This window comes from Azospirillum brasilense, from assembly GCF_007827815.1.
GTDB classification, from domain to species: Bacteria; Pseudomonadota; Alphaproteobacteria; order Azospirillales; family Azospirillaceae; genus Azospirillum; species Azospirillum brasilense_C.
Map to the genome: position 1 here is coordinate 48,708 of NZ_VITH01000020.1, position 22,898 is coordinate 71,605.

General features: G+C 69.7%; 22 protein-coding genes. 6 read left to right on the forward strand and 16 right to left on the reverse strand.

All coding sequences use genetic code 11. The features are described from left to right. Positions 1-5 precede the first annotated feature (5 nt). The 9 genes from ureE to FBZ83_RS28395 form a co-directional block, all read right to left on the reverse strand. Positions 6-587 (reverse strand): urease accessory protein UreE, encoded by a 582-nt coding sequence (gene ureE / locus FBZ83_RS28355; RefSeq protein WP_145690117.1) that lies wholly within the window; start codon positions 585-587, stop codon positions 6-8. Next, positions 584-1,435, reverse strand: coding sequence for a glutamate racemase (gene murI / locus FBZ83_RS28360; protein WP_145690118.1), 852 nt, complete (start codon positions 1,433-1,435; stop codon positions 584-586). The genes ureE and murI overlap by 4 nt, the downstream gene beginning before the upstream one ends. 67 nt (positions 1,436-1,502) lie before the next feature. Next, on the reverse strand, positions 1,503-3,212 hold the full coding sequence (gene ureC / locus FBZ83_RS28365) for an urease subunit alpha (RefSeq protein ID WP_094306278.1): 1,710 nt from the start codon (positions 3,210-3,212) through the stop codon (positions 1,503-1,505). A gap of 26 nt (positions 3,213-3,238) precedes the next feature. Next, a complete protein-coding gene (locus FBZ83_RS28370) occupies positions 3,239-3,544 on the reverse strand; it encodes an urease subunit beta (RefSeq protein WP_145690119.1) in 306 nt (101 codons plus the stop codon). A gap of 11 nt (positions 3,545-3,555) precedes the next feature. Next, positions 3,556-3,858, reverse strand: a complete 303-nt coding sequence (locus tag FBZ83_RS28375) for an urease subunit gamma (protein ID WP_014240308.1) — start codon at positions 3,856-3,858, stop codon at positions 3,556-3,558. Between the two features lie 100 nt (positions 3,859-3,958). Further along, positions 3,959-4,801 (reverse strand): urease accessory protein UreD, encoded by an 843-nt coding sequence (locus FBZ83_RS28380; protein ID WP_247888515.1) that lies wholly within the window; start codon positions 4,799-4,801, stop codon positions 3,959-3,961. Next, a complete protein-coding gene (xdhB, locus tag FBZ83_RS28385) occupies positions 4,794-7,133 on the reverse strand; it encodes a xanthine dehydrogenase molybdopterin binding subunit (RefSeq protein WP_145690120.1) in 2,340 nt (779 codons plus the stop codon). The genes FBZ83_RS28380 and xdhB overlap by 8 nt, the downstream gene beginning before the upstream one ends. Continuing rightward, positions 7,126-8,592: a xanthine dehydrogenase small subunit gene (gene xdhA / locus FBZ83_RS28390; RefSeq protein WP_145690121.1), complete on the reverse strand. Its 1,467-nt coding sequence runs from the start codon at positions 8,590-8,592 to the stop codon at positions 7,126-7,128. Before xdhA ends, xdhB begins: the two co-directional genes overlap by 8 nt. A gap of 119 nt (positions 8,593-8,711) precedes the next feature. Next, positions 8,712-9,413, reverse strand: a complete 702-nt coding sequence (locus FBZ83_RS28395; RefSeq protein WP_145690122.1) for a LuxR C-terminal-related transcriptional regulator — start codon at positions 9,411-9,413, stop codon at positions 8,712-8,714. Positions 9,414-9,766: 353 nt separating this feature from the next. On the opposite strand from FBZ83_RS28395, the gene FBZ83_RS28400 reads away from it, so the two are divergent. After that, positions 9,767-10,429 (forward strand): LuxR C-terminal-related transcriptional regulator, encoded by a 663-nt coding sequence (locus FBZ83_RS28400; RefSeq protein ID WP_145679601.1) that lies wholly within the window; start codon positions 9,767-9,769, stop codon positions 10,427-10,429. 47 nt (positions 10,430-10,476) lie between these two features. Here the strand turns inward: FBZ83_RS28400 and FBZ83_RS28405 are convergent, their stop codons facing one another. Continuing rightward, positions 10,477-11,049: a type 1 glutamine amidotransferase domain-containing protein gene (locus FBZ83_RS28405; RefSeq protein WP_145690123.1), complete on the reverse strand. Its 573-nt coding sequence runs from the start codon at positions 11,047-11,049 to the stop codon at positions 10,477-10,479. 129 nt (positions 11,050-11,178) lie between these two features. Between FBZ83_RS28405 and FBZ83_RS28410 the strand changes: the two genes are divergently transcribed. Next, positions 11,179-11,928 carry a PRC-barrel domain-containing protein gene (locus FBZ83_RS28410; protein WP_145690124.1) on the forward strand — a complete coding sequence of 250 codons (750 nt, stop codon included), beginning with the start codon at positions 11,179-11,181 and terminating at the stop codon, positions 11,926-11,928. Between the two features lie 19 nt (positions 11,929-11,947). Here FBZ83_RS28410 and FBZ83_RS28415 read toward each other — a convergent pair whose 3' ends face one another. Next, on the reverse strand, positions 11,948-13,378 hold the full coding sequence (locus FBZ83_RS28415; protein ID WP_432612505.1) for a D-amino acid dehydrogenase: 1,431 nt from the start codon (positions 13,376-13,378) through the stop codon (positions 11,948-11,950). Positions 13,379-13,535: 157 nt separating this feature from the next. On the opposite strand from FBZ83_RS28415, the gene FBZ83_RS28420 reads away from it, so the two are divergent. Next, on the forward strand, positions 13,536-15,077 hold the full coding sequence (locus FBZ83_RS28420; RefSeq protein ID WP_145690126.1) for a sigma-54-dependent transcriptional regulator: 1,542 nt from the start codon (positions 13,536-13,538) through the stop codon (positions 15,075-15,077). A 10-nt stretch (positions 15,078-15,087) separates the two neighbouring features. Here the strand turns inward: FBZ83_RS28420 and FBZ83_RS28425 are convergent, their stop codons facing one another. Further along, the gene (locus tag FBZ83_RS28425; RefSeq protein ID WP_038528075.1) at positions 15,088-15,318 is read right to left on the reverse strand and encodes an FmdB family zinc ribbon protein; all 231 of its coding nucleotides are present in this window, start codon (positions 15,316-15,318) and stop codon (positions 15,088-15,090) included. A gap of 139 nt (positions 15,319-15,457) precedes the next feature. On the opposite strand from FBZ83_RS28425, the gene FBZ83_RS28430 reads away from it, so the two are divergent. Further along, entirely contained in the window at positions 15,458-16,006 is a 549-nt protein-coding gene (locus FBZ83_RS28430) for a gamma carbonic anhydrase family protein (protein WP_247888516.1), read from the forward strand. A gap of 22 nt (positions 16,007-16,028) precedes the next feature. Here FBZ83_RS28430 and FBZ83_RS28435 read toward each other — a convergent pair whose 3' ends face one another. Continuing rightward, complete coding sequence (locus FBZ83_RS28435; RefSeq protein ID WP_145690128.1) at positions 16,029-16,778, reverse strand: sulfite exporter TauE/SafE family protein; 750 nt, start codon at positions 16,776-16,778, stop codon at positions 16,029-16,031. Positions 16,779-17,124: 346 nt separating this feature from the next. On the opposite strand from FBZ83_RS28435, the gene FBZ83_RS28440 reads away from it, so the two are divergent. Then, positions 17,125-17,574, forward strand: a complete 450-nt coding sequence (locus tag FBZ83_RS28440) for a CBS domain-containing protein (RefSeq protein WP_145690129.1) — start codon at positions 17,125-17,127, stop codon at positions 17,572-17,574. Positions 17,575-17,660: 86 nt separating this feature from the next. Here the strand turns inward: FBZ83_RS28440 and FBZ83_RS28445 are convergent, their stop codons facing one another. Both FBZ83_RS28445 and FBZ83_RS28450 read right to left on the reverse strand, forming a co-directional pair. Next, positions 17,661-19,406: a PEP/pyruvate-binding domain-containing protein gene (locus FBZ83_RS28445; protein WP_145690130.1), complete on the reverse strand. Its 1,746-nt coding sequence runs from the start codon at positions 19,404-19,406 to the stop codon at positions 17,661-17,663. A gap of 260 nt (positions 19,407-19,666) precedes the next feature. Next, entirely contained in the window at positions 19,667-20,419 is a 753-nt protein-coding gene (locus tag FBZ83_RS28450) for an NUDIX hydrolase (RefSeq protein ID WP_145690131.1), read from the reverse strand. A 192-nt stretch (positions 20,420-20,611) separates the two neighbouring features. On the opposite strand from FBZ83_RS28450, the gene pyk reads away from it, so the two are divergent. Then, positions 20,612-22,075 (forward strand): pyruvate kinase, encoded by a 1,464-nt coding sequence (gene pyk / locus FBZ83_RS28455; RefSeq protein WP_038528090.1) that lies wholly within the window; start codon positions 20,612-20,614, stop codon positions 22,073-22,075. A 41-nt stretch (positions 22,076-22,116) separates the two neighbouring features. Here pyk and FBZ83_RS28460 read toward each other — a convergent pair whose 3' ends face one another. Then, on the reverse strand, positions 22,117-22,806 hold the full coding sequence (locus tag FBZ83_RS28460) for a GntR family transcriptional regulator (RefSeq protein WP_114859145.1): 690 nt from the start codon (positions 22,804-22,806) through the stop codon (positions 22,117-22,119). Positions 22,807-22,898 lie beyond the last annotated feature (92 nt).

The window sequence follows — 22,898 nt, forward strand, 5'->3', positions numbered from 1 at the left end:
CGCCCTCAGTCATGCGAATGACCGTGGGAATGGGAGTGCCCATGAGAATGGGAATGGGAATGGCCGTGGGAATGCGAATGACCATGATCGTGGTCATGCCCATGGTCATGGCCGTGCCCGTGCGAGTGGCCATGCCCCTGCCCCGAGTAGGCTCCGCCCTCCGGCGCGAAGGGCGCGTGGATGGCGGCGACGCTGGCTCCCAGCCCCTTCAGCATGTCCTCGATCACATGGTCGCGGCGCAGGCGGATGGTCTCGCCGACGATCTGCACCGGCAGGTGACGGTTGCCGAGGTGCCAGGCGATGCGGGCGAAGCCTTCCGTCCCGCCGCCGCAGCGCACCTCCATCAGCTCCTCATCGGCGGCGACCACGCGCAGGTAAGCACCGTCGCCCAGCTCCAGCCCGTCGCCGTGGTCGAGCGCGACCGCACGCGGCAGGTCGAGCAGGAAGTCGGCCCCCGCATCGTCCGTCATCACCATGCGCCGCCGGTGGCGGTCGTCGAAGGCGAGGGTCACCGTGCCGGCCTCGCGCTCGGCCGGCCAATGGCCGCGGGCGTGGACTCGGGTGGCGCGGCGGAGCGTGTCGGTCATGGAGAAAGCCGTTCGAAGGGTGTGGGCCGGCCGAAGAAACGTCCCGCGAGCGCGCCGACCGGTTCCGCCGCTCCCGTGGTGAAGAAACGAAGGGCGCCCGCCGCTTCACCCGCGGCCGGGGCGTATTCGGGGTGGCGCTCCAGGTAGTTGTCCAGCGACCGGGCGACCAGACTGGGCTGGCACAGCACCTCCACCCCCGGCGGCAACGCCTCCGCGAACAGATGCGCCACCAGCGGGTAATGGGTGCAGCCGAGCACCGCCGCGTCCAGCGGCTGGCCGCCGAGCTGTTCCAGCAGCGCCCGCACACAGCCGCGCACCGCCGGAGCCAGCTCCGCGTCCCCCGCCCCGCGCTCGATCAGCGGGACGAGGTCCGGACAGGCCTGCTGCACCACCCGCACGTCGGGCGCCCGCTTGCCGATCTCGCGCGGGAAGGAGCCCGACGCGACGGTGGCCGGGGTGGCGAAGACGCCGACCGTCCGCGGCTCCGGACGCCAGTCGGCGGCAGGCCCGTCCTGCATCCAGGGCACGCGGGTGATCGCTTCGACCATCGGCACCAGGACGCCCAGCACGTTGCGGCCCGGATGGGCCACCGGCAGCCACGTCTGCTGCATCCGCCGCAGGGCCACCGCCGCCGCCGTGTTGCAGGCCAGGACGACCAGCCCGCAGCCCTGGGCGAACAGCCGCTCCACCCCCTGGACCGTCAGGCGGTAGATGTCCTCTTCGCTGCGCGGACCATAGGGAGCGGCGGCATGGTCGCCGAGATAGACGAAGGGACGCCCGGGAGCGGCGGCCACCAGCGCGCGCAGCACCGTCAAACCGCCATGCCCGGAATCGAAGACACCAATCACGAACCCGTCACCTCTTGCCTCAAATCCCCTCTCCCGTCCCGGGAGAGGGATATGTGCCACCCTCGCCTCAGAACAGGAAGTACCGCTGCGCCATGGGCAGCACGTCCGCCGGCTCGCAGGTCAGGAGCTGGCCGTCGGCGCGCACCTCGTAGGTTTCCGGATCGACCTCGATGTGGGGTGTGGAATCGTTGTGGATCATCTGCTTCTTGCCGATGGCCCGCACCCCCGTCACCGCGACCAGCTCGCGCCGCAGGCCGAGCGAGCGCAGCGCCTCGTTCTCCAGCGACAGCTTGCTGACGAAGGTCAGGGAACTGGCCTGCATCGCACGGCCATAGGCGCCGAACATCGGGCGGTAATGCACCGGTTGCGGCGTCGGGATGGAGGCGTTGGGGTCGCCCATCAGCGCCGCCGCGATGGTCCCGGCCTTCAGCACCATGTCCGGCTTCACGCCGAAGAAGGCCGGCGACCAGACGACCAGATCGGCCAGCTTGCCGACCTCGACCGAGCCGACGACATGGGCGATGCCGTGCGACAGAGCCGGGTTGATCGTGTATTTGGCGACGTAGCGCTTGACGCGGAAATTGTCGTTCTCGCCCGTCTCCTCGGCCAGACGCCCGCGCTGGACCTTCATCTTGTGCGCGGTCTGCCAGGTGCGGATGATCACCTCGCCGACCCGGCCCATGGCCTGGCTGTCCGAACTCAGCATCGAGAAGACGCCGAGGTCGTGCAGGATGTCCTCAGCCGCGATGGTCTCGCGCCGGATGCGGCTCTCGGCGAAGGCCACGTCCTCCGGGATGCGGGGCGACAGGTGGTGGCAGACCATGAGCATGTCGAGATGCTCGTCCACCGTGTTGACCGTAAAGGGCCGCGTCGGGTTGGTGGAGCTGGGCAGCACGTTGGGCAGGCCAGCCACCTTGATGATGTCCGGCGCGTGGCCGCCGCCCGCGCCCTCGGTGTGGAAGGCGTGGATGTTGCGGCCCTTGAAGGCGGCGATGGTGTTCTCCACGAAGCCCGACTCGTTCAGCGTGTCGGTGTGGATCGCCACCTGGATGTCCGTCTCCTCCGCCACCGTCAGGCAGGTGTCGATGGCCGCCGGGGTGGTGCCCCAGTCCTCGTGCAGCTTCATGCCGCAGGCGCCGGCGGCGATCTGCTCCAGCAGCGCGTCGGGACGGCTGGCGTTGCCCTTGCCGAAGAAGCCGAGGTTGATTGGCAGCCCCTCGGCCGCCTGGAGCATCCGGGCCATGTGCCACGGCCCCGGCGTGCAGGTGGTGGCCGACGTGCCGGCCGCCGGGCCGGTGCCGCCGCCCAGCATGGTGGTGACGCCGCTGTTCAGCGCCTCGTCGACCTGCTGCGGGCAGATGAAGTGGATGTGGGCGTCGATGCCGCCGGCGGTGACGATCTTGCCCTCGCCCGCGATGACCTCGGTCCCCGGCCCGACGACGATGGTCACGCCCGGCTGGACGTCCGGGTTGCCGGCCTTGCCGATGCCGGCGATGCGCCCGCCGATGATGCCGATGTCGGCCTTGACGATGCCCCAGTGGTCGATGATCAGCGCGTTGGTGATGACGGTGTCCACGGCGCCGCCCTGGCGCGAGGTCTGGGCCTGCCCCATGCCGTCGCGGATCACCTTGCCGCCGCCGAACTTGACCTCCTCGCCGTAGACGGTGTGGTCCTTCTCGACCTCCACGATCAGGTCGGTGTCGGCCAGCCGGACACGGTCGCCGACGGTGGGACCGTAGAGAGCCGCGTATTCGGCCCGGTCGATGCGATGCGCCATTGTCTGATGCCCTCCGCTGGCGCCCTTCACAGGCTGCCGTTGACCTTGCCGTTGAAGCCGATGACCACGCGGTTGCCGGCGTAGGCGACCAGCCGCACGCGCCGCGTCTGCCCCGGCTCGAAGCGCACCGCCGTCCCGGCGGGGATGTCCAGCCGGAAGCCGCGCGCCTTGTCGCGGTCGAAGGTCAGCGCCCCGTTCGTCTCGGCGAAGTGGTAGTGCGAGCCGACCTGGATCGGGCGGTCGCCGGCGTTGGCGACGTCCAGCTCGACCGTGTCGCGGCCGGCGTTGAGTTCGATCTCGCCCGCGGCGGGGATGATTTCACCGGGTTTCATCGGGGCTCCCCTTAGCGAATCGGCTGGTGGACGGTGACGAGCTTGGTGCCGTCGGGGAAGGTGGCCTCGACCTGGATCTCGTGGATCATCTCCGGGATGCCGTCCATCACCTGATCGCGGGTGATCACCGTCGCGCCGTCGCGCATCAGCTCGGCCACGGTGCGCCCGTCGCGGGCCCCTTCCACCACGTAATCGGTGATGAGGGCCACCGCCTCGGGATGGTTCAGCTTCACGCCACGCTCCAGCCGGCGGCGCGCCACCATGGCGGCCATGGCCACGAGAAGCTTGTCCTTCTCGCGCGGTGTCAGGTTCATGGGGCTGTCTCTCCGCCTTCCCATTGGGTTGGCGGGATTATGCCACGTCGCTGCGGTGCGCCAATCCCGTTTTGACGGATGCGCTGCGCTTTCGCGCCGGTCAGACCTCCCACAGCCGCGGCAAGCGCGTCGGCAGGCCGGCCGCCGCCGCGCGCAGATGCGACCACAGCGCCGCGTAGGCGTTGCGCACCGACCGCGCCTCGCCGCCCAGGATGCGGACGACCAGCAGCCCGTCGAAGGCGGTGGCGCCGACCCGCACGCCCTCCAGCCCCTCCGCCGCCGCGCGCAGGGCGTCCCGCCGGCTTCCGGCGTCGGGAGCGGCGAACAGAAGGGTGGCGCAGGCCTCGGCCCCGCCGAAGCCCGCCGGGTGGGCCAGCGTCTCGGCAAGGTCGCCGTCCATGTGCAGGGCGTCGGCCCAGGCGAGGCGGCCGTCGCGCACCAACTCCCAGGCGTCGCGGACGAGGCCGCGGGTGACCGTCTCGCCGAAGGCGGCGCGCCCGAAGACCAGCATCTCCCCGGCGATCAGGCGGGCGTCGCCCTCCAGTTCCAACCGGGTCAGGCGGCGCAGGCGCGAGCCCTCGAAGACGATGGCCTCCTGCGGCATCCATTCCAGCCAGCCGCCGGCCTCCACGGTCACACGGGTGTCGATGCGGCAGTCCGGCCCGGCGGAGCGGTAGACCTTCTCCGCCGCCTGCGTCGTCACCAGCGCCGCCGCCCCCGGCCCCGCCGACAGGGCGACGTCCAGCCGGTCGCCGCCGACCAGCCCGCCGGAGGTGGTGACCAGCACCGCGATGGGCAGGTCCCCCGCCCGCGGGTCGGGCAGCAGCACCCGCAAAGGGTCGTGGTGGTAGAGCGTGGCGAGGCGCGTGGCCCCGTGGCGATGCTCGAACCGCACCGTCGCCGCGCCGTGGACGGCGACCTTCTTCATCAACGCGTCAGCCACCAGCGGAACCCATCCTTGCTTTTACGTCTTCGACCGCCAGAAGCACGCGCTCCGGCGTCGCGGGCGCGTCGAGGCGCACGGGCAGCCGGTGGCCGGCCACCGCCGCGACAGCGTCCTTCAGCGCCAGCCACGCCGAGATGCCGAGCATCAGCGGCGGCTCCCCGATCGCCTTGGAGCGGAACACCGTGTCCTCCCGGTTGGGGCGGTCGGTGTAGAGCGCCACCCGGAAATCCTCCGGCAGCGAGCGCGAGGTCGGGATCTTGTAGGTGCTGGGCGCGTGGGTGCGCAAGCGTCCCTCACCGTCCCACCACAGCTCCTCCGACGTGACCCAGCCCAGCCCCTGGACGAAGGCACCCTCCACCTGCCCGAGGTCGATGGCCGGGTTGATGCTGCCGGAACAGTCGTGCAGCACGTCGGCGCGGGGGAAGCGGTACTCGCCGGTCAGCGTGTCGATCAGCGCCTCGGTCACCGCGACGCCGCAGGAGAAGTAGAAGAAGGGCCGCCCCTCGCACTTCTCGCGGTCCCACCAGATCTTCGGCGTGGCGTAATGGCCGGTGGAGGACAGCGACACCCGATTCAGCCAGGCGAGCTTCGCCACCTCCGCAAAGGTCATGGCGTGGTTGCCGGCGAAGACGGCGTTGTCGCGGAACTCCACCTTGTCCGGCGTGGTGTGGCAGTGCTGGGCGAGGAACGCCACCAGCCGGTCGCGGATGGTTCCCACGGCGATGCGCACCGCCATGCCGTTCAGGTCGGTGCCGGCCGACGCGGCGGTGGGCGGCGCGTTCGGCACCTTGTCGGTGGCGCTGGCGGTGACCCGCACCCGCTCCACGTCGATCTGGAACTCCTGGGCGGCGATCTGGGCCATCTTGGTGTGGATGCCCTGCCCCATCTCGGTCCCGCCGTGGTTCACCTGGATGGACCCATCGGTGTAGACGTGGACCAGCGCCGCCGCCTGGTTCAGGTGCTTGACGGTGAAGGAGATGCCGAACTTCACCGGGGTCACCGCCAGACCCTTCTTCAGCACCGGGCTGCGGGCGTTGAAGGCGTCGATCTCCGCGCGGCGGCGGCGGTAGTCGCCGTCCCGCTCGATCCGGTCCATCAGTTCGGCCAGGATCTCCGGCTCCTCGACCGGCATCCCGTAATGGGTGGTGTCACGCCCCGGCCCGCCGTAGAGGTTGGTGCGCCGCACGTCGAGCGGGTCCTTGCCGAGGGAGCGGGCGATCTCGTCCACCACATGCTCGATGGCGATGACGCCCTGCGGCCCGCCGAAGCCGCGGAAGGCGGTGTTGGACACCGTGTTGGTCTTGCAGCGATGCCCGGTCACCCGCGCCGCCGGCAGATAGTAGGCGTTGTCGGCGTGGAACATGGCGCGGTCGACCACACCGTTGGACAGGTCCAGCGACACGCCGCAGCGCCCGGCGAGGTCCATCTCCAGACCAAGGATGCGCCCCTCGCCGTCGAAGCCGACGTCGTAGCGCACGAAGAAGTCGTGGCGCTTGCCGGTCATCAGCATGTCGTCGTCGCGGTCCAGGCGGAACTTCACCGGACGCTTCGTCGCGTTGGCCAGCAGGCCGGCGATGGCGGCGATCTGCGCCGGCTGGCTCTCCTTGCCGCCGAAGCCGCCGCCCATGCGCCGGCACTCAACGGCGATGCCGTGCATCGGGCGCCCCAGCACCTGGGCGACGGCGTGCTGGACCTCCGACGGGTGCTGGGTCGAGGAATGGACCAGCAGGTCGCCGTCCTCCTTGGGGATGGCGTAGGCGATGTGGCCTTCCAGATAGAAATGGTCCTGCCCGCCAACCTCCAGCGTGCCGGTCAGCCGGTGCGGCGCCCCGGCGACCTCCGCCGCCGCGTCGCCGCGCCGGAAGGTCAGCGGCGGGGAGACGAAGCTGCCCTTCTCCAGCGCCGCCTCGGCGGTCAGCACCGCCGGCAGGTCCTCGTAATAGATCTCGACCAGCCGGGCGGCGGCGCGGGCCTGCAACAGCGTTTCCGCCGCCACGGCGACCACCGCCTGCCCGGCGTAGGTCACCAGATCGTCGGCCAGGATGGGGTCGCCGCGCTGGACGGCGCCGATGTCGCCGTCCCCCGGAACATCGGCGTAGGTGAGGACCGCGTGGACGCCCGCCGCCTGCTTCGCCCGCGACAGGTCCATGCCCAGGATGCGCGCGTGCGCCCGCTCGGACAGCCGCACCGCGACGTGCAGCGTGCCGGGCAGTTCCGGGATATCGTCGGTGTAGGCCGCGGCGCCCATCACATGCTTGCGGGCGCTTTCATGCTCGATGCCCCGGTGGACGCCGCCGCGGATCGGTTGGATGGTGCCGCCGTCAGCCATGCACGGCCTCCAGGGAGGGCAACGCGGCCCCGCTCGTGTGAAGAAGGAAGCGCATCAGCAGGTTCTTCGCCACCAGCGCCCGGTAACGGTCGCTGGCCCGCATGTCGGTCATCGGGCGGAAGTCCTGGTCGAGCGCCGGCAGGGCCGCCGCCGCAGCGTCCGCCGTCCAGGGCTGCCCGGCCATCGCCGCCTCCAGCGCCGGGGCGCGGGCCGGGGTCGCCGCCATGCCGCCGTAGCCGGCGCGCAGTTCCGCCACCCGCCCCTCCCCATCCAACGTCAGCAGGAAGGCGGCGCAGACGGCGGAGATGTCCTGGTCCCGCCGCTTGGACACCTTCCAGGTGGCGAAACGCTGGCCGTCGCGCGGCAGGGGGATGCGGATGCGCTCGACGAACTCACCCGACTGCAGGTCGTTCTTGCGGTATCCGTGATAGAAGCCGTCCAGCGGCAGCTGCCGCCGCACCCCACCCCGGTTCAGCACCAGCGAGGCACCGAGCGCCAGCAGGGCCGGCATGCTGTCCCCGATGGGCGAGCCGTTGGCGACGTTGCCGCCCAGCGTGCCCGAGTTGCGCACCTGCGCCGCACCGATGCGGGTGACCAGGACGGCCAGTTCGGGCAGGCGGCGCTCCAGAACCGGGAGCAGGTCGGTGTAGGTCACCGCTGCGCCGATCTCCAGCGTCTCGGCTCCCTCGTCGATCCGATGAAGCTCCCGCACCTGGGCGAGGTGGATCAGCGTGGGCAGGCTGCGCCCCTGCTTGGTCACCCACAGCCCGACGTCGGTCGCTCCGGCGACCAGCGTGGCGTTCGGGTGCGCGGCGAACAGGGCGGCCAGCTCATCGACGCCCTGCGGCGCGTGGAAGCTGGCGGCACCGTGGGTCACGGTCAGCGCCCCGTCGCGCTGGATGGAGCGCAGCACCGTGGTGATGCCCTCCTCCGCCCGGTCGAAGCGGTCGTCGCTCCGCTCCGCCGCCATGGTCCGGGCGGCGTCGAGGATCGGGCGGTAGCCGGTGCAGCGGCACAGGTTGCCGGCCAACGCGTCGTGGATCGCCCCATCGGTCAGGCCGCCAGCGGCCGCACGCCCGTCATGATGGAGCGCGAACAGCGCCATCACGAAACCGGGGGTGCAGAAGCCGCATTGCGAGGCGTGCTTGTCCACCATCGCCGCCTGGACGGGGTGCAGCTCACCGTCCGCGCCGGCCAGATCCTCGACGGTCAGCAGCAGCTTGCCGTCGATCATCGGCAGGAAGAGGATGCAGGCGTTGACGGCGCGGTAACGGACGCGCCCATCCGTAGCAAGATCGCCCAGCACCACCGTGCAGGCGCCGCAATCCCCCTCGGCGCAACCCTCCTTGGAACCGGGGCGCCCGTTGGCGCGCAGCCAGTTCAGCACCGTGGTGGTGGGATCGGCGTCCCGCACCTCCACCACCCGTCCGCCGAGCACGAAACGCACAGAGCCCGTCATTGTCCCTCCTGTCGGGCGTTTCCGTCATAGTGCCGGAAAGTCTCCGCAGGCCGCAATGGCGGGCCGGCCGTCTAGCCATAAAGGCATGGTTCGGATGGATAAACCGCTCCGAAGGGGGGTCAGGCATCCTCCGGGAAGCAGCCGCTGCGGGCGGCCACGACGGCGACCTGGGTGCGGTTGCGCACGCCCAGCTTCTGCATGATGGCCCGCACATGGACCTTCACGGTCCCTTCCAGCACGCCCAGTTCCCGCGCGATCTCCTTGTTGGAGTGGCCGGCCAGCAGGAGCTGGAACACGTCGCGCTGCCGGTCGGTCAGCCGGTCGAGGATCTGCCCCGAGGGGCGCGCCACCTCCGTCGCGACGTTGCCGGACAGGACGGCGCGCGGCAGCGGCAGAAAGGTCTCCCCGGTCAGCGCCAGGGAGATCGCGTGCTCCAGCACCGCCGTGGAACTGGTCTTCAGGATGTAGCCCCTGGCCCCCAGCCGCACGCTGTCCACGATGTCCGCCACCTCGTCAGACCCGGAAATGACCAGCAGGGGACGATTCCCCAGCACCTCGACCATGCGGCGCACCCCGTCACGGCCGCTGCGGTCGCCCAGGTTGAGATCGAACAGAACCAGCGTCAGGTCCGGCGTGCGGTCGGCGATGGACATCGCCTCGTCCAGCGAGCCAGCCTCCAGCACCTGCGCATCCGGGTGGATCTCCCCCACCGAGAGAGCGAAGCCGTGCCGCACCAGGGGATGGTCGTCCACCACCAAAAACTTTTGCGCCCTGCCGGCCACCGACCGCTCCTTGCCGCGCGTCTGCAGCTGAACTTCCATTGCTTTGCTACCCCATCAAGCCGCCGAATGCCGGTTTGGAAAGAAAGACACCCCAAGCCGACCCGACTTTCTGTCCAGCGGAAAAGTATAAAGATACCTCTTTTGGACTTTGCAGAAGCAGCGCCTTTGCGAATTCCTGCCTTTTCGAAGCCATTTATGATTCATTCGTATCGAGCTTCTTCCAAGCATCTTGCGCCGCTCCCTGACCATCCGTATAAATCATCGGGACAACCAGCGTAAAGCACGCTTTTTCGATACAATAAAGACGGCTTTTTTCCCTTTTCCCAGGCGAAAACGGACAACGATTGGCGTTGTGCGCTGCTCGTCACGGGTGGCGTCACGGAGGAGTGTCGATGAGAACCTGGAACGTCATGCTCGTGGACCATGATCGGCTGTTTTCGGCGGCGCTGGGAACGCTCATCAGCGGCGGCCCGTTCCGCGTCTGTCACCACGCCACGACGGTGGAGGACGCCGAGGCGGCCATCGCGCAGGGCGTGCAGCCCGACCTGATCGTGGTGGCGCTTGGGGATGCGACGAACGACGAGGCCGGCGGGGTGAAGCGGCTGCGCGCCGCCACCAGCGCGCGCATCGCCGTTCTGGCCGACGCCATCGCCGACCGCACGCTGTCGCTGTCGCTGAAGGCCGGCGCCGACGCCTACCTGAACAAGTCGATGTCGAGCGAGTCCCTGCTGCGCGCGTTGCAGTTGGTCATGCTGGGCGAGGTGGTCTACCCGACCCACGTCGCCAGCCTGCTGATCGCCAACGCGAACACCGAACGCCCGCAGCCCGAGCGTGCCCAGCCCACCAACAACGAGCTGTCGAAGCGCGAGATCCAGATTCTGCGCTGCCTGCTCGCCGGACAGTCGAACAAGGCCATCGCGCGCAACCTGCACATCACGGAATCGACCGTGAAGATGCATTTCAAGAACGTGATGCGAAAGATCAACGCCCAGAACCGCACGCAAGCCGCGGTGTGGGCGATCCAGAACGGCCTGTCGCCGCTGGCGTCCGTCTAGAGAGTTCGTCCCCTCTCCCAGCGCAGCGGAGAGGGGACGGTGCATCGTCACTCCGCCGCGTGGCGGTGGCCGCCATGGCGGCCTTCGGCGAACTCCTCCACCATCTTGCGGCAGAAGGCCGGCAGGTCATCCGGCTTGCGCGACGTCACCAACCCCTGATCGGTGACCACCTCGCTGTCCTCCCAATTCGCCCCGGCGTTGCCAAGATCGGCCCTCAGCGACGGCCACGAGGTCATGCGCCGTCCCTTCACGCCGCCCGCGTCGATCAGCGTCCAGGGTCCGTGACAAATCGCGGCGATCGGCTTGCCCGACTTGACGAAGCTGCGCACGAATTCGATGGCCTTCGGCTCCAGCCGCAGCGCGTCGGGATTGATGACGCCCCCCGGCAGCACCAGCGCGTCGAAGCTTCCGGGGTCCGCTTGGTCAAGCGTCGTGTCCACATCCACCCGGTCGGCCTTGTCGTGGTGGTTCCAGCCCTGAATTTGGCCGCCCTGCGGGGCGACGATCCGCACCTCGGCGCCTTCGTTGCGCAGCGCCTTCACCGGTTCGGTCAATTCAACCTGCTCGAAGCCGTCGGTCGCCAGAACCGCGACGGTCTTCTTCTCGAGTTTTCCTGCCATGGGATCACCTCCTCGGTTGGCCTGTCCGGTCTGCAACCGGCGTACCTCTGGGGAGTTCCCTCCGGAACCGCCATGCACCTCCCATGTTCCCTTTGACGGACCGCGCGTCACAATCGGGAGCACAGACCCATGCGTTACAGCGGCACTTCGGCGGGCATCCTCGCCGCGTTCGCCATCGCCACGTCCCTGACCCTGGGCGTTCCTCAACCCGCCCAGGCACAACCCTCCCACTCCGCCGAAACGGTGCGGACCGCGGAGGCATCCTACCCCCGGCTCTACCAGGGCTGGCGGGCCGGCGTGATTGTCGGCACCGAGGTCGAGGGGCTGCTTGGCGAGGAGCTTGGGCAGGTGGTCGACCTCGTCGTCGGACCGGACGGACGGCTGGAAAGCGCGGTGATCGAGGCGAGCGGCATGCTCGACGTCGGCGAGGCGCGCTTCACCGTGCCCTGGCACCAGCTCATGCCCGGATCGGTGGACGGCATCCTGGCCTATCCGGTCACCGGCCCCGACACGCTCGACCTGATCCGGCGTCAGCAGCAGGCGGCCAGCCGCCCCGGCGACTGGCGCGTCTCCGCCCTGATCGGCCAGCCGGCCAACACAGCGGGCGGCGCGACGGAGGCCGGCTTCTTCGGCACAGTGGAGGATCTGGTGTTCGACCGCAACGGCGCGCTCAAGGCCGTCGTGGTGACCCCGGAACCGGAGGGCGAAGGCCCCTACGCCGTCGCCTGGAAGGCGGCGGCGCTGGAGCCGGGCCTGACCTCGGTCACGCTGCAGGCGACGCCGGACCAGGTGAAGGCGCTCGGCTCCTTCGACGCCGCGCGCATGAAGGAGTTCAACACCGCGCGCCTGAACCAGGGTGCCCAGGCGCGCCAGGAATAACCCCCGCGCGAAAACGCGCTTATCGGGCCGCCGGGCGGGCCACGCCGCCGACCGCCGGGCGGCTGGCCGCGGCGGCGGAGCGGCCGTAGCGGGCGACCGTCAGGCCGTCCATGTCGATCTCCGTCTGGCGACCGCCGACCACGTCGGCGACCACCCGGCCCGAGCCGGCGGCCATCGTCCAGCCCAGCGTGCCATGGCCGGTGTTCAGGAACAGGTTGCGCACCGGGGTCGAGCCGACGATGGGGGTTCCGTCCGGCGTGTTGGGCCGCAGGCCGGTCCAGAACTCCGCCTTCGACAGGTCGCCGCCCGTCGGGAAGAGGTCGCTCACCACATGGTCGAGCGGGCCGCGGCGGCCCGGACGCAGGGTCAGGTCGAAGCCGGTCAGTTCCGCCGTTCCACCGACGCGGATGCGGTCACCGAGGCGGGTCACCGCGATCTTGTGGGTCTCGTCCATCACCGTGGATTCCGGAGCGCCCGCCGGATCGACGATGGGCAGCGTCAGCGAATAGCCCTTCACCGGATAGACCGGCAGGTCCAGCCCGAACGGCTTCACCAGTGTCGGGGAGTAGCTGCCCATGGCGACGACGTAGGAATCGGCGGTCAGCGTGCCGGCGTCGGTCACCACGCCGGTGACGCGGCGCCCATCGCTTTCCAGCTTGCGGATGGCGGTGTTGTAGCGGAACTCCACCCCCATCTGCGTCGCCAGCGCGGCCAGCGCGTTGGTGAAGCGGAAGCAGTCACCCGTCTCGTCACCCGGCAGCAGCAGGCCGCCAACGATCTTGTCCTTGACCAGCCGCAGCGCCGGCTCGACCGCCGCGCAGCCCTCGACGTCCAGCAGGCTGTAGGGCACCTTGAAGCGGTCCAGCACGGCCATATCGGTCGCGGCGGCGTCCACCTGCTTTTGGGTGCGGAAAAGCTGGAGCGTGCCCTTGGCGCGCTCGTCGTAGCGGATGCCCGTCTCGTCGCGCAGCGCGCGCAGGCAGTCGCGGCTGTATTCGGCCAGCCGGACCATGCGGCCCTTGTTGATCTCGTAGGAACGCTCGTTGGCGTTGGCCAGCAGCTTCAGGCACCAGGACCACATGGCCGGGTCGAGCTTCGGCCGGATCACCAGCGGGGAATGCTTCATCAGCATCCACTTCACGGCCTTCGCCATCAGGCCCGGCGCCGCCCAGGGGGCGGAGTAACCCGGCGACACCTCGCCCGCGTTGGCGTAGCTGGTCTCCAGCGCCGGGCCGGGCTGCCGATCCACCACCGTGACCTCGTGCCCGGCCTTCGCCAGGAAATACGCGGTGGAAACGCCGATGACGCCGCTGCCGAGGACGATGACGCGCATGTGAAGGCTCCCGAGATCACGGATTTGTTCGCATCCCATTCGCAAACGCGATGCCAAGTGCCGGAATCCGCGGAAACACTGGGGTGGACGGTTGGGCGCCAGACGGCAGCTGTACATGAATCGTTACACGGTAGCCGGAAAGCGCTTCCCGTACCCCTGACAAACAGAGCCAGAACAGCGACTTGCCATCACCGTATAAAAAACGTTACGGTGTACACATATATTTACGGATGCACCCATTGTTGGTACACTCATCCCTCCACCGGGGAGAGCCATGCGCATCGACGTCCTGTTTACCGACCGGGTCGGCATCGCCCACGAAATCCTGGCCGTTCTCGCCAAGCGGCGCCTGAACGTCGTGGCGGTCGAGGTGGACCCGCCGCACATCCACATCGACGCGCCGGAACTGGACGTGCCGGGCTTCGGCGCGCTCGACGCGGCGTTGCGCGCCGTCCTTGGCGTGGAGTCCGTCACCCCCATCGACATCCTGCCCGGTACGCGGCGGCGGTTGCATCTGGACGCCCTGCTGGCCGCCCTGCCCGACCCGGTTCTGGCGGTGGACCGCGCGGGCCGCATCGTCGTGGCGAACGCTGCCGCGGCGACGGTCGCCGGGCGCAGCGAGGCCGACCTGACCGGCGCCGACTTCGGGCGGCTGTTCGGCGATGCCGAGCTGTCCGACCTGCTGGTGGACAACGGCTTCCGCCTCGCCGCCGGGCAGGAGGTCACGCTGAACGGCCAGCCCTTCCTGCTCGACGTCACCCCCATCGTGGAGGACGGGCGCGCCGCCGGCGGCGTCGTCACCCTCTTCGCACCGAGCCGGTTGGGCGAGCGGCTGAACGCACTGCAGAACTTCGACGAGGGCGGCTTCGACCGCATCCTCGGCGAGTCCGCTCCGGTCCGCTCGCTGAAAGCGCGGGCGGCGCGGGTCGCGGCGGTGGACGCGCCGCTGCTGATCCTGGGCGAGACAGGCACCGGCAAAGAGTTGATCGCCCACGCCTGCCACCGCGCCAGCCCGCGCCGCGACAAGCCCTTCCTGGCGCTGAACTGCGCCGCCGTGCCGGAAAGTCTGGCGGAGAGCGAACTGTTCGGCTACGCCCCCGGCTCCTTCACCGGGGCGCAGCGCGGCGGCAAGCCCGGCCTGCTGGAACTGGCGCATGGCGGCACCGTCTTCCTCGACGAGATCGGGGAAATGTCGCCTTACCTCCAGGCCAAGCTGCTGCGCTTCCTGAACGACGGGCGCTTCCGCCGCGTCGGCGGCGACCGCGAGCAGACGGTGGACGTGCGCGTGGTCAGCGCCACCCACCGCGACCTCGACGCCATGGTCGCCGAGCACAGCTTCCGCGAGGACCTGTTCTACCGGCTGAACGTTCTGTCGCTCCAGGTCCCGGCGCTGCGCGAGCGCGGCGACGACATCCTTCTGCTCGCCCGGCACTTCATCGCCCGCGCCTGCGCCCAGGCCCGCCGGCCGCCCTGCCGGCTGACCGTGGCGGCCAGCGCCGCCCTGCTCGCCAACCCCTGGCCGGGCAACGTCCGCCAGTTGGAAAACGTCATCTTCCGCGCCGTGACGATGAGCGACGGCGCCTATCTCGACGCCGCCGACCTGGAGCTGGCCGGGGCGCGCATGGAGGCCGAAACCGGGGCCGAGCCCGCCGAGCCGTCCAGCTGGGACGAGGCGGCGGCGGCGTTCGAGCGCGGCCTGCTCCGTCGCCTCTACCCGCGCTACCCATCCAGCCGCAAGCTGGCCGCCCGGCTCCACACCTCGCACACGATGATCGCGAACAAGCTGCGCAAGTATGGGATTCCGGACGGGACCTGAAATCCGCGCGCTAGATGCGCGAGCGTTCCGCCTTGCTGTAGTTGCTGAAATGGCCCTCCGCGGCGGCGGCGCCGCGGGCGGTCTTGAGGAACTTGTCGGCCTTGGTGTCGGGCGCGATGCGCGCCACCTTCCGCTCCAGCGCCGCCGAGCCGCAGGACGCGCAGACGGGGGTGTCCGACGAGCGCACCAGCGCTTCGAAGTCGTGGTCGCAGGCGGTGCAGCGGTAGGAGTAGAGCGGCATGGGAGTCCTCACACGGGTCGGGAACCAGGCGCACCCATCCTATCACGTAATTTTCTTATGGGTATAGCGCAGTGCAGCAACCCCACCCCGCCGCAGCGATCTGCGCTAGGATCGCTCAGCGATAAATATGGAGGAACGGGTGATCTACGCCTTCAACGACAAGGTCCCGCAATTGTCGCCCGCCTGCTGGGTGGCTCCCAACGCCACGGTCGTCGGCGACATCCTGCTGGAGGAGGACGTGTCCGTCTGGTGGGGTGCGGTCATGCGCGCCGAGGAGGAGCGCATCCACATCGGCGCCGGCAGCAACGTCCAGGACAACGCCGTCCTCCACGTCGATCCCGGCTTCCCGCTGCTCATCGGCAGGAACGTGACCATCGGCCATCTGGCGATGGTGCATGGCTGCACCGTCGGCGACGGCAGCCTGATCGGCATCGGCGCCACGGTGCTCAACGGTGCCCGCATCGGCCGCGACTGCCTGATCGGCGCTCACGCCTTCATCGCCGAGGGCAAGGAGATCCCCGACCGCTCGCTGGTGCTCGGCGCGCCGGGCAAGGTGGTGCGCACGCTGTCGGACGAGGATGTTGAGCGCATGCGCGCGCCCGCCGCCGTCTACCAGCAGCGGTGGAAGAGCTACGCCAAGGGGCTGCGCCCGATCTCCGCCCCCGGCACCGTTCCAGGCCAGCCCTGACGCGCCACCGCGTGGGGCGCCCTCAGGCTCCGGCGCCCCTGATGAAGAAGTACAGGGTCAGCCCCACGCCGATCGACACCACCACCCATTTCATCACGTCGCGGCTGACCCGCTTCGCCGCGTGGGCGCCGGCATAGCCGCCGGCGATGGCCGACACGGCCATGACGGCGGTTTCCGGCCAGGACACCGCGTCGGACAGGCAGAAGGCCGCCACCGCCGCGCCGTTCATCAGCGCGGCCAGCAGGATGCGCAACCCGTTCATGGCGTGAATGTCGCGCAGGCCGAACAGGGTCAACGCCGCCAGCATCAGGAAGCCGATCCCGCCGCCGAAATAGCCGCCGTAGACGGCGATCACGAACTGCACGACCAGAACGGAGCGACCGCTCAGCCGCAGCCGGGCGGCCAGCGTCGGCATGAAACTGCCGACCGCGAAGACCGCGGTGGCGAACAGAAGCAGCCAGGGCACCAGCCCGGCGAAGGCGCGGTCCGGCGTGGTCAGCAGAAGGATCGCCCCGACCACCCCGCCGACGAGGCTGACCACGGAGAAGGCGGTGACGCTGACCTCCGTCACGCCGCGGATCTCCTTGCGGTAGGCCCAGGCGCTGGCCATCTGGCCGGGGAACAGGGCGACGGTGCTCGACACGTTGGCGCTGACCGGCGGCACCCCGGCGAACAGCAGCGCCGGGAAGGTGATGAAGGCCCCGCCACCGGCGACCGCGTTGAGAACACCCGACGCGAACGCCGCGACCATCAGCAGCACCATGGCAAGCATCGCATCCCCACCCTCAGCCAATTCACGTATTTGGCATGCCAGCTATCGTTGTGTGGACCCTGACAAACGCCATAGGAGGCGGGTGAACGCCGTGGGTGCAGCCGCGCAACTCAGCGACCCACCCTCATAAAAAATGAGATTCCGCTGATTGTTTGTCACATTAGCCATTGACGCTCCATGGCATTTGGTATACCAAATACCCATCGCCTGCCACTGCCCGATGCCCAGGTGCCGCCGACGGCCTTCGACCGGCCCGACGCGGTCCCACCGGTCAAGCTCCGGTCCCCCGCGGGGGTCTCCGTGCAGGGCGCGCTTACGCAACCCGCTGTCTGGTGGAGGGCTCGCCATGAAAGTCGCCGACATTCTTCGGACCAAGGAATCCCGCGTCGTCACCGTGCGTTCCGGCGAAACCATCGAGGAGGCGATCCGGCTGATGAAGTCGGAGAACATCAGCGCCCTGGTGGTCAAGGACGTCTGCCGGACCGAAGGCAACGCCGTCGCCGGCATGCTGTCGGAGCGCGACGTCGTCTACGCGCTGCTGGAGCGCGGCGCCTCCGTCCTGAAGACGCCGGTCTTCATGCTGATGTCGCGCGCGCCGCAGACCTGCTCGCCCGACGACAGCGTCGTCCACGCGCTGGAGCTGATGGACCGCCATCACATCCGCCATCTGCCGGTGCTCGACGGCGCCACGCTGGTCGGCGTGGTCAGCGCCCGTGACTTCACCAAGCTTCAGCTCACCGAGATGATCGCCCACACCCAGCCGCCGGCCCAGGAATCCCCGGTCTACGCCCACTGAGGCGGCCCGGCGAAAGCGCACAGGCCCCAGCCAGAAGGCCCGCCGTCCCATCGGACGGCGGGCCTTCTGGCTGGGGCCGCAAACCGTCAGTCGCCAACGCCCTCGTCGGCCCCCTCGGCCCAGCGCAGCAGCAGCGCCATGGCCTCCGGAGGCTCGGGGCGGATCATCGGCACGCTGCCCAGGATCACTTGGCCGGCCCCGCCGTCCACGGTGATGATCTCACCCGCCCGGACGGTCAGGTCGCCCACGGTCATCACGCCGGCCGCCGGATCGACGCGCAGCATGCGCGCTCCGGTGACGCAGGGCAGCCCCATGGCGCGGGCGACGGTGGCGGCGTGGCTGGTCGCGCCGCCGCGGGCGGTCACCACCGCGCAGGCCACCTGCATGCCGTGCACGTCGTGGGGCGAGGTTTCCGGACGGCAGAGCACCACCGCCACGCCCTCCGCCGCCAGCCGCACCGCATCGTCCGAGGTGAAGACCGCGACGCCGGTCGCCGCCCCGGAGGAGGCCGGCAAACCGCAGGCGATCACCTCGCGGGGGGCGTCGGGATCGGCGATGGGACGCAGGCTGTCGGCCAGCGCCGGCAGGTCGGCGCGCTGCACCGCCTCGGCCCGCGAGATGATGCCGGCCTGCGCCATCTCGGTGGCGATCCGCACCCCCGCCTCCGGCGTCCGCTTGCCGGCGCGCGACTGAAGGATGAACAGGCGGCCCTGCTGGACGGTGAACTCGATCTCCTGCAGGTCGCCGAAATGGCGCTCCAGCCGGTCGGCGATGCGGCCCAACTCGGCAAAGGCCGCGGGGGCGACCGCCTCAAGCGAGGCATCAGCGCCGGCCAGCGGGCCGGGCGTACGCAGGCCGGACACGATGTCCTCGCCCTGGGCGTCGGCCAGGAACTCGCCGCACAGCACGGCTTCGCCGGTGGACGGGTCGCGGCTGTGGGCGACGCCGGTGCCGGAGGCGCCGCCGCGGTTGCCGAACACCATCGCCTGCACCGTCGCCGCGGTGCCCCAGTCGTCGGGAATGCCGTGCACCGCCCGGAACGCCACGGCGCGGGTGTTGCTCCAGGAGCGGAAGATGGCCCCGATGGCGGCGAAGAGCTGGGTCCGCGCGTCCTGCGGGAAGGGCTCCCCCGCCTCGCGCTCGATCACGTCGCGGTAGGCGCCGGCCACGGCGCGCCAGTCGGCGGCGTCCAGGTCGGCGTCGCGGGTCATGCCGCGCGTCTCCTTGTAGGCCTCCAGCGCCGCGTCGAAGACGTGGGCGCCAACCCCCTGCACCACCGTGCCGTAGGTCTGGATCAGTCGACGGTAGCAGTCGTAGGCGAAGCGGGCGTCGCCGCTGCGCGCCGCCAGCCCCGTCACCGTCGCGTCGGTCAGGCCGAGATTCAGGATGGTGTCCATCATGCCGGGCATCGAGGCCCGCGCGCCGGAGCGGACCGACACCAGCAGCGGGCTCTCCGACCCGCCGAAGCGCCCCCCCGCCACGGCTTCCAGCCGGGCCAGCGCCTCCTCGACCTGGGCGGCCAGTCCGGCGGGGAACCCGCCCTGCCCGGCGCGGTGCCGGCGGCTGGCTTCCGCCACGATGGTGAAGCCCGGCGGCACCGGCACGCCCAGCCGCGCCATCTCGGCCAGCCCGGCGCCCTTGCCGCCCAGCTCGGCCAGCATGCCGCCGTGCCCCTCCGCACCGCCATCGCCGAAGGCGTAGACCCACCGCGGTCCATTGGCCGCCTGTCCATTGGCCGCCGGCAGCGCCGCGTGCCCGGCAACCACGGCGGCACCGACGGCGATGGGGCCGCTGATGTCGGTGGAGCCTTGGATCATGGACTGGTGGAACATGGACCTATCCTCGCGTCGGCGTGGTGTTCAGGCACCCTATGGACATGAACGGAAAATTTCTCCGGTCAAATCGATATCTTATTTCCTCATAATGCCACTTTGCGAACTGAGTGCAATGCACAAATAGTCGCATTTGCGACGATAACGCTTCGGCGTCGAAAAAAGGCACGGGAAATTCCGCATAGCGGAATTTTAGGCGAATTGCTGACCAGAAATGCGCGACGCCGAGCCCGAAATGCCCGGACGCACAGCCCAAGCGCTCAGCCCAGCCGCGCCTGCTCCAGCGGGACCTGGGTCAGGGGATAGCCGAGCCCGTCCGGGATGCTCAGCACCGGACCGTCCGGAGTGTCGGCGGGACGCGGCAGGATGGCGGTCAGGGGGTGGAAACGCGCGGCCTCCTCCATCGCGTGGCGCACCGTGCGGCAATCGGCCAGACGCAGAAGGGTCATGCGGGTGGCGAAGACCAGCGACAGCCGCTCGGCCGCCGCCTCGGCCAGGATGGCCCGCGGCGTGCCCCAGAATCCGGCGACCGCCTCCACCCCGTCGACGACGGCGGTCTGGCGCGGCGGCGCCTTGGCGAGGAAGAACAGGGTGTCGTAACGCCGCCACACGCTCTCCGGCGTGACCCAGCGGGCGAAGGGCACCAGCGCCGCCACGTCCGGCTCCAACCCCGCCGCCAGCAGCCGGTCCAGGAAGGTCCCGCCCGACGCATTGCGCAGCCCGTCGAGGACGGCAGAATCCACCGTGCCGCCGGCCATCAGCAGCCCGCACTCCTCGAACGCCTCGCGGATCGCGGCCATCCGCTGCGGCATGTCGTCGGTCAGCGGCAGCGACAGCTCCCGCCAGGGAAGTTCGCTGTCCTCCGCGTCCAGCCGCCCGCCGGGAAACACCGTGGCGCCGGGCGCAAAGCGAAGGTCGCGGTGGCGCTGGATCATGAAGACCTCCAGCCCGTCCACGCTGTCGCGCAGAAGGATCAGGCCGGCGGCGGAAAGCGGCTCGACAGGCGTGTTCATGGCATCGTCCTGGCTGATCGCGGGCGTTCAGTGTCCGCCCGGGGCTCACCCCCGGTCAAACCAACCGTGTGACTTCCCGCTATGTGGAAAAGCCATAGCGGCGGTTTGACCCCCGCCCCACCCCGGTCGCAGCATTGCCCCAAGCACCACCCAGTCATCGTCAAGTCATCGCCCTCTCAGGAGGCCCGCGCCATGCAGCGCAACCGCAGCACCAAGATCGTCGCCACTCTGGGGCCGGCCAGCTCGACCTACAGCCAGATTTTCGCCCTCGCCGAGGCCGGCGTGGATGTCTTCCGCCTGAACGCCAGCCACGGCACGCAGCGCGACCACGCCGAGCGCTACCGCCAGATCCGAGCGGTCGAGGAGACGGTCGGGCGCCCCATCGGCGTGCTTCTCGATCTTCAGGGTCCGAAGCTGCGCGTCGGCACCTTCAAGGAGGTGGCGGTGATCCTGGCCGGCGGCGACCGCTTCCGCCTCGACCTCGACCCCACCCCCGGCGACCGCAGCCGCGTCTGCGTTCCCCATCCGGAGATCTTCGCCAGCCTGGAGCCGGGCCACGAGCTTCTGCTGAACGACGGGCGCATGCGCCTGCGCGTGCTGAGCTGCGGCCCCGACCACGCGGAGACCGAGGTCATGGTCGGCGGCACCCTGTCCGACCGCAAGGGCATGAACGTCCCCGGCACCACGCTGGCCCTCAGCGCCCTGTCGGAGAAGGACCGCAGCGACCTGCAGTTCGGCCTGACGCTGGGCGTGGACTGGATTGGCCTCAGCTTCGTGCAGCGGCCGGAGGACATCCTGGAGGCGCGCGCCCTGATCGGCGACCGCGCCCACATCATGACCAAGGTGGAGAAGCCCGCCGCCCTGCCTCGGCTGGAGGAGATCATCGCGCTGTCGGACGCGGTGATGGTCGCCCGCGGCGACCTCGGCGTGGAGCTGCCGCCGGAGGACGTGCCCGGCCTGCAGAAGCGGATGATCCGCCTAAGCCGCGCCGCCGGCAAGCCGGTGATCGTCGCCACCCAGATGCTGGAATCCATGATCACCGAGCCGACGCCGACGCGCGCCGAGGCGTCGGACGTGGCGACCGCCGTCTATGACGGGTCGGACGCCGTGATGCTGTCGGCGGAATCCGCTTCGGGCAAGCATCCGGTGGAGGCCGTGGCGATGATGGACCGCATCATCCGCCGGGTGGAGCGCGATCCCCTCTACCGCCGCATCATGGACTCTGAGCATCCGAGCCCGGAGGCGACCACCCCGGACGCCCTGTCCGCCGCGGCGCGCCAGATCGCCGAGACCATCTCGGCCGCCGGCATCGCCACCTTCACCAGCACCGGCTCCACCGCGCGGCGCGCCTCGCGCGAGCGTCCGACCGTGCCGATCCTCGGCCTCAGCGCCGAACGCGGGACCGCCCGCCTGCTGTCGCTGGCCTGGGGTGTCCATCCGGTGTGGACCGCCGACGTGGCGAATTTCGCGGAGATGGTCGAGCGGGCGAGCCTCGTCGCCGCCCAGGAGGGCATCGGCGCCCCCGGCCAGTCGCTGATCGTGACGGCGGGTGTCCCCTTCGGAACGCCCGGCACCACCAACAGCCTGCGCGTGGTCACGATCACCGCGAACGGTCTGAACAGCGTGACGACCGCGAAGCTCCACGAGCCGGTCTGACGCTCGTGTCCGCACCCCTCCCCCTCACCGGGGGAGGGACCTCACTCCAGGAAGTCGCAATGCTTCTCGACATGCGCCGCCAGACCCAGCGTGTGGTCGCGGATCAGGTGTTCGGCCTGGTCGACGTCGCGGCGTTCCAGGGCCTTGATGATTTCCTTGTGGTCGTTGATCGACCGCTCCGCCCGGTTGTCCTGGCCGATGGTCAGCTTGCGGATCGCGCGGATGTGGATGAACAGGTTGTCGGTCATCTCCTGGATCAGCTTGGAACCGCTGAGCCGGATGATGCTCTTGTGGAAGGCGATGTTGGCGTCGGAGTATTCGTTGACATGCTCCTTGGGGTTCCGCATCTCGAAGTTGCGGAACAGGTCCCAGAGGGTGCGGATGTCCTCGTCGGTCGCCTGCGTCGCGACCATCCGCCCGGCCATGCTCTCCAGCGCCGCCCAGACCTGGATCATCTCGACGATCTCGGCCTTGGTCTTGCGGATGACGAAGATGCCCCGGCGGGGCTGGAGGCGGATGAACCCCTCCTGCTCCAGCAGGGTCAGCGCCTCGCGGATCGGCGTCCGGCTGACGCCCAGCAACTCGCTGAGCTGCCGCTCCTCAAGCCGGATCTCGTCGTTATGGTCGTAGATGTCCATTTGCGAGATGGCTTGCTTCAACGCATGATACGCTTGAGCGCGGAAGGTCGATCCGGTGTCGAGCGGCTGGACGTTGATCGGCGGAGGGTTCATGGTCGGCACCGTTCCTCAATGCTGGCCGTCCGGAAGCACCCCACTGTGCGCCGGCCCGGTCGTGCGAAAGGCATCGCATCGTTTTCGTATAT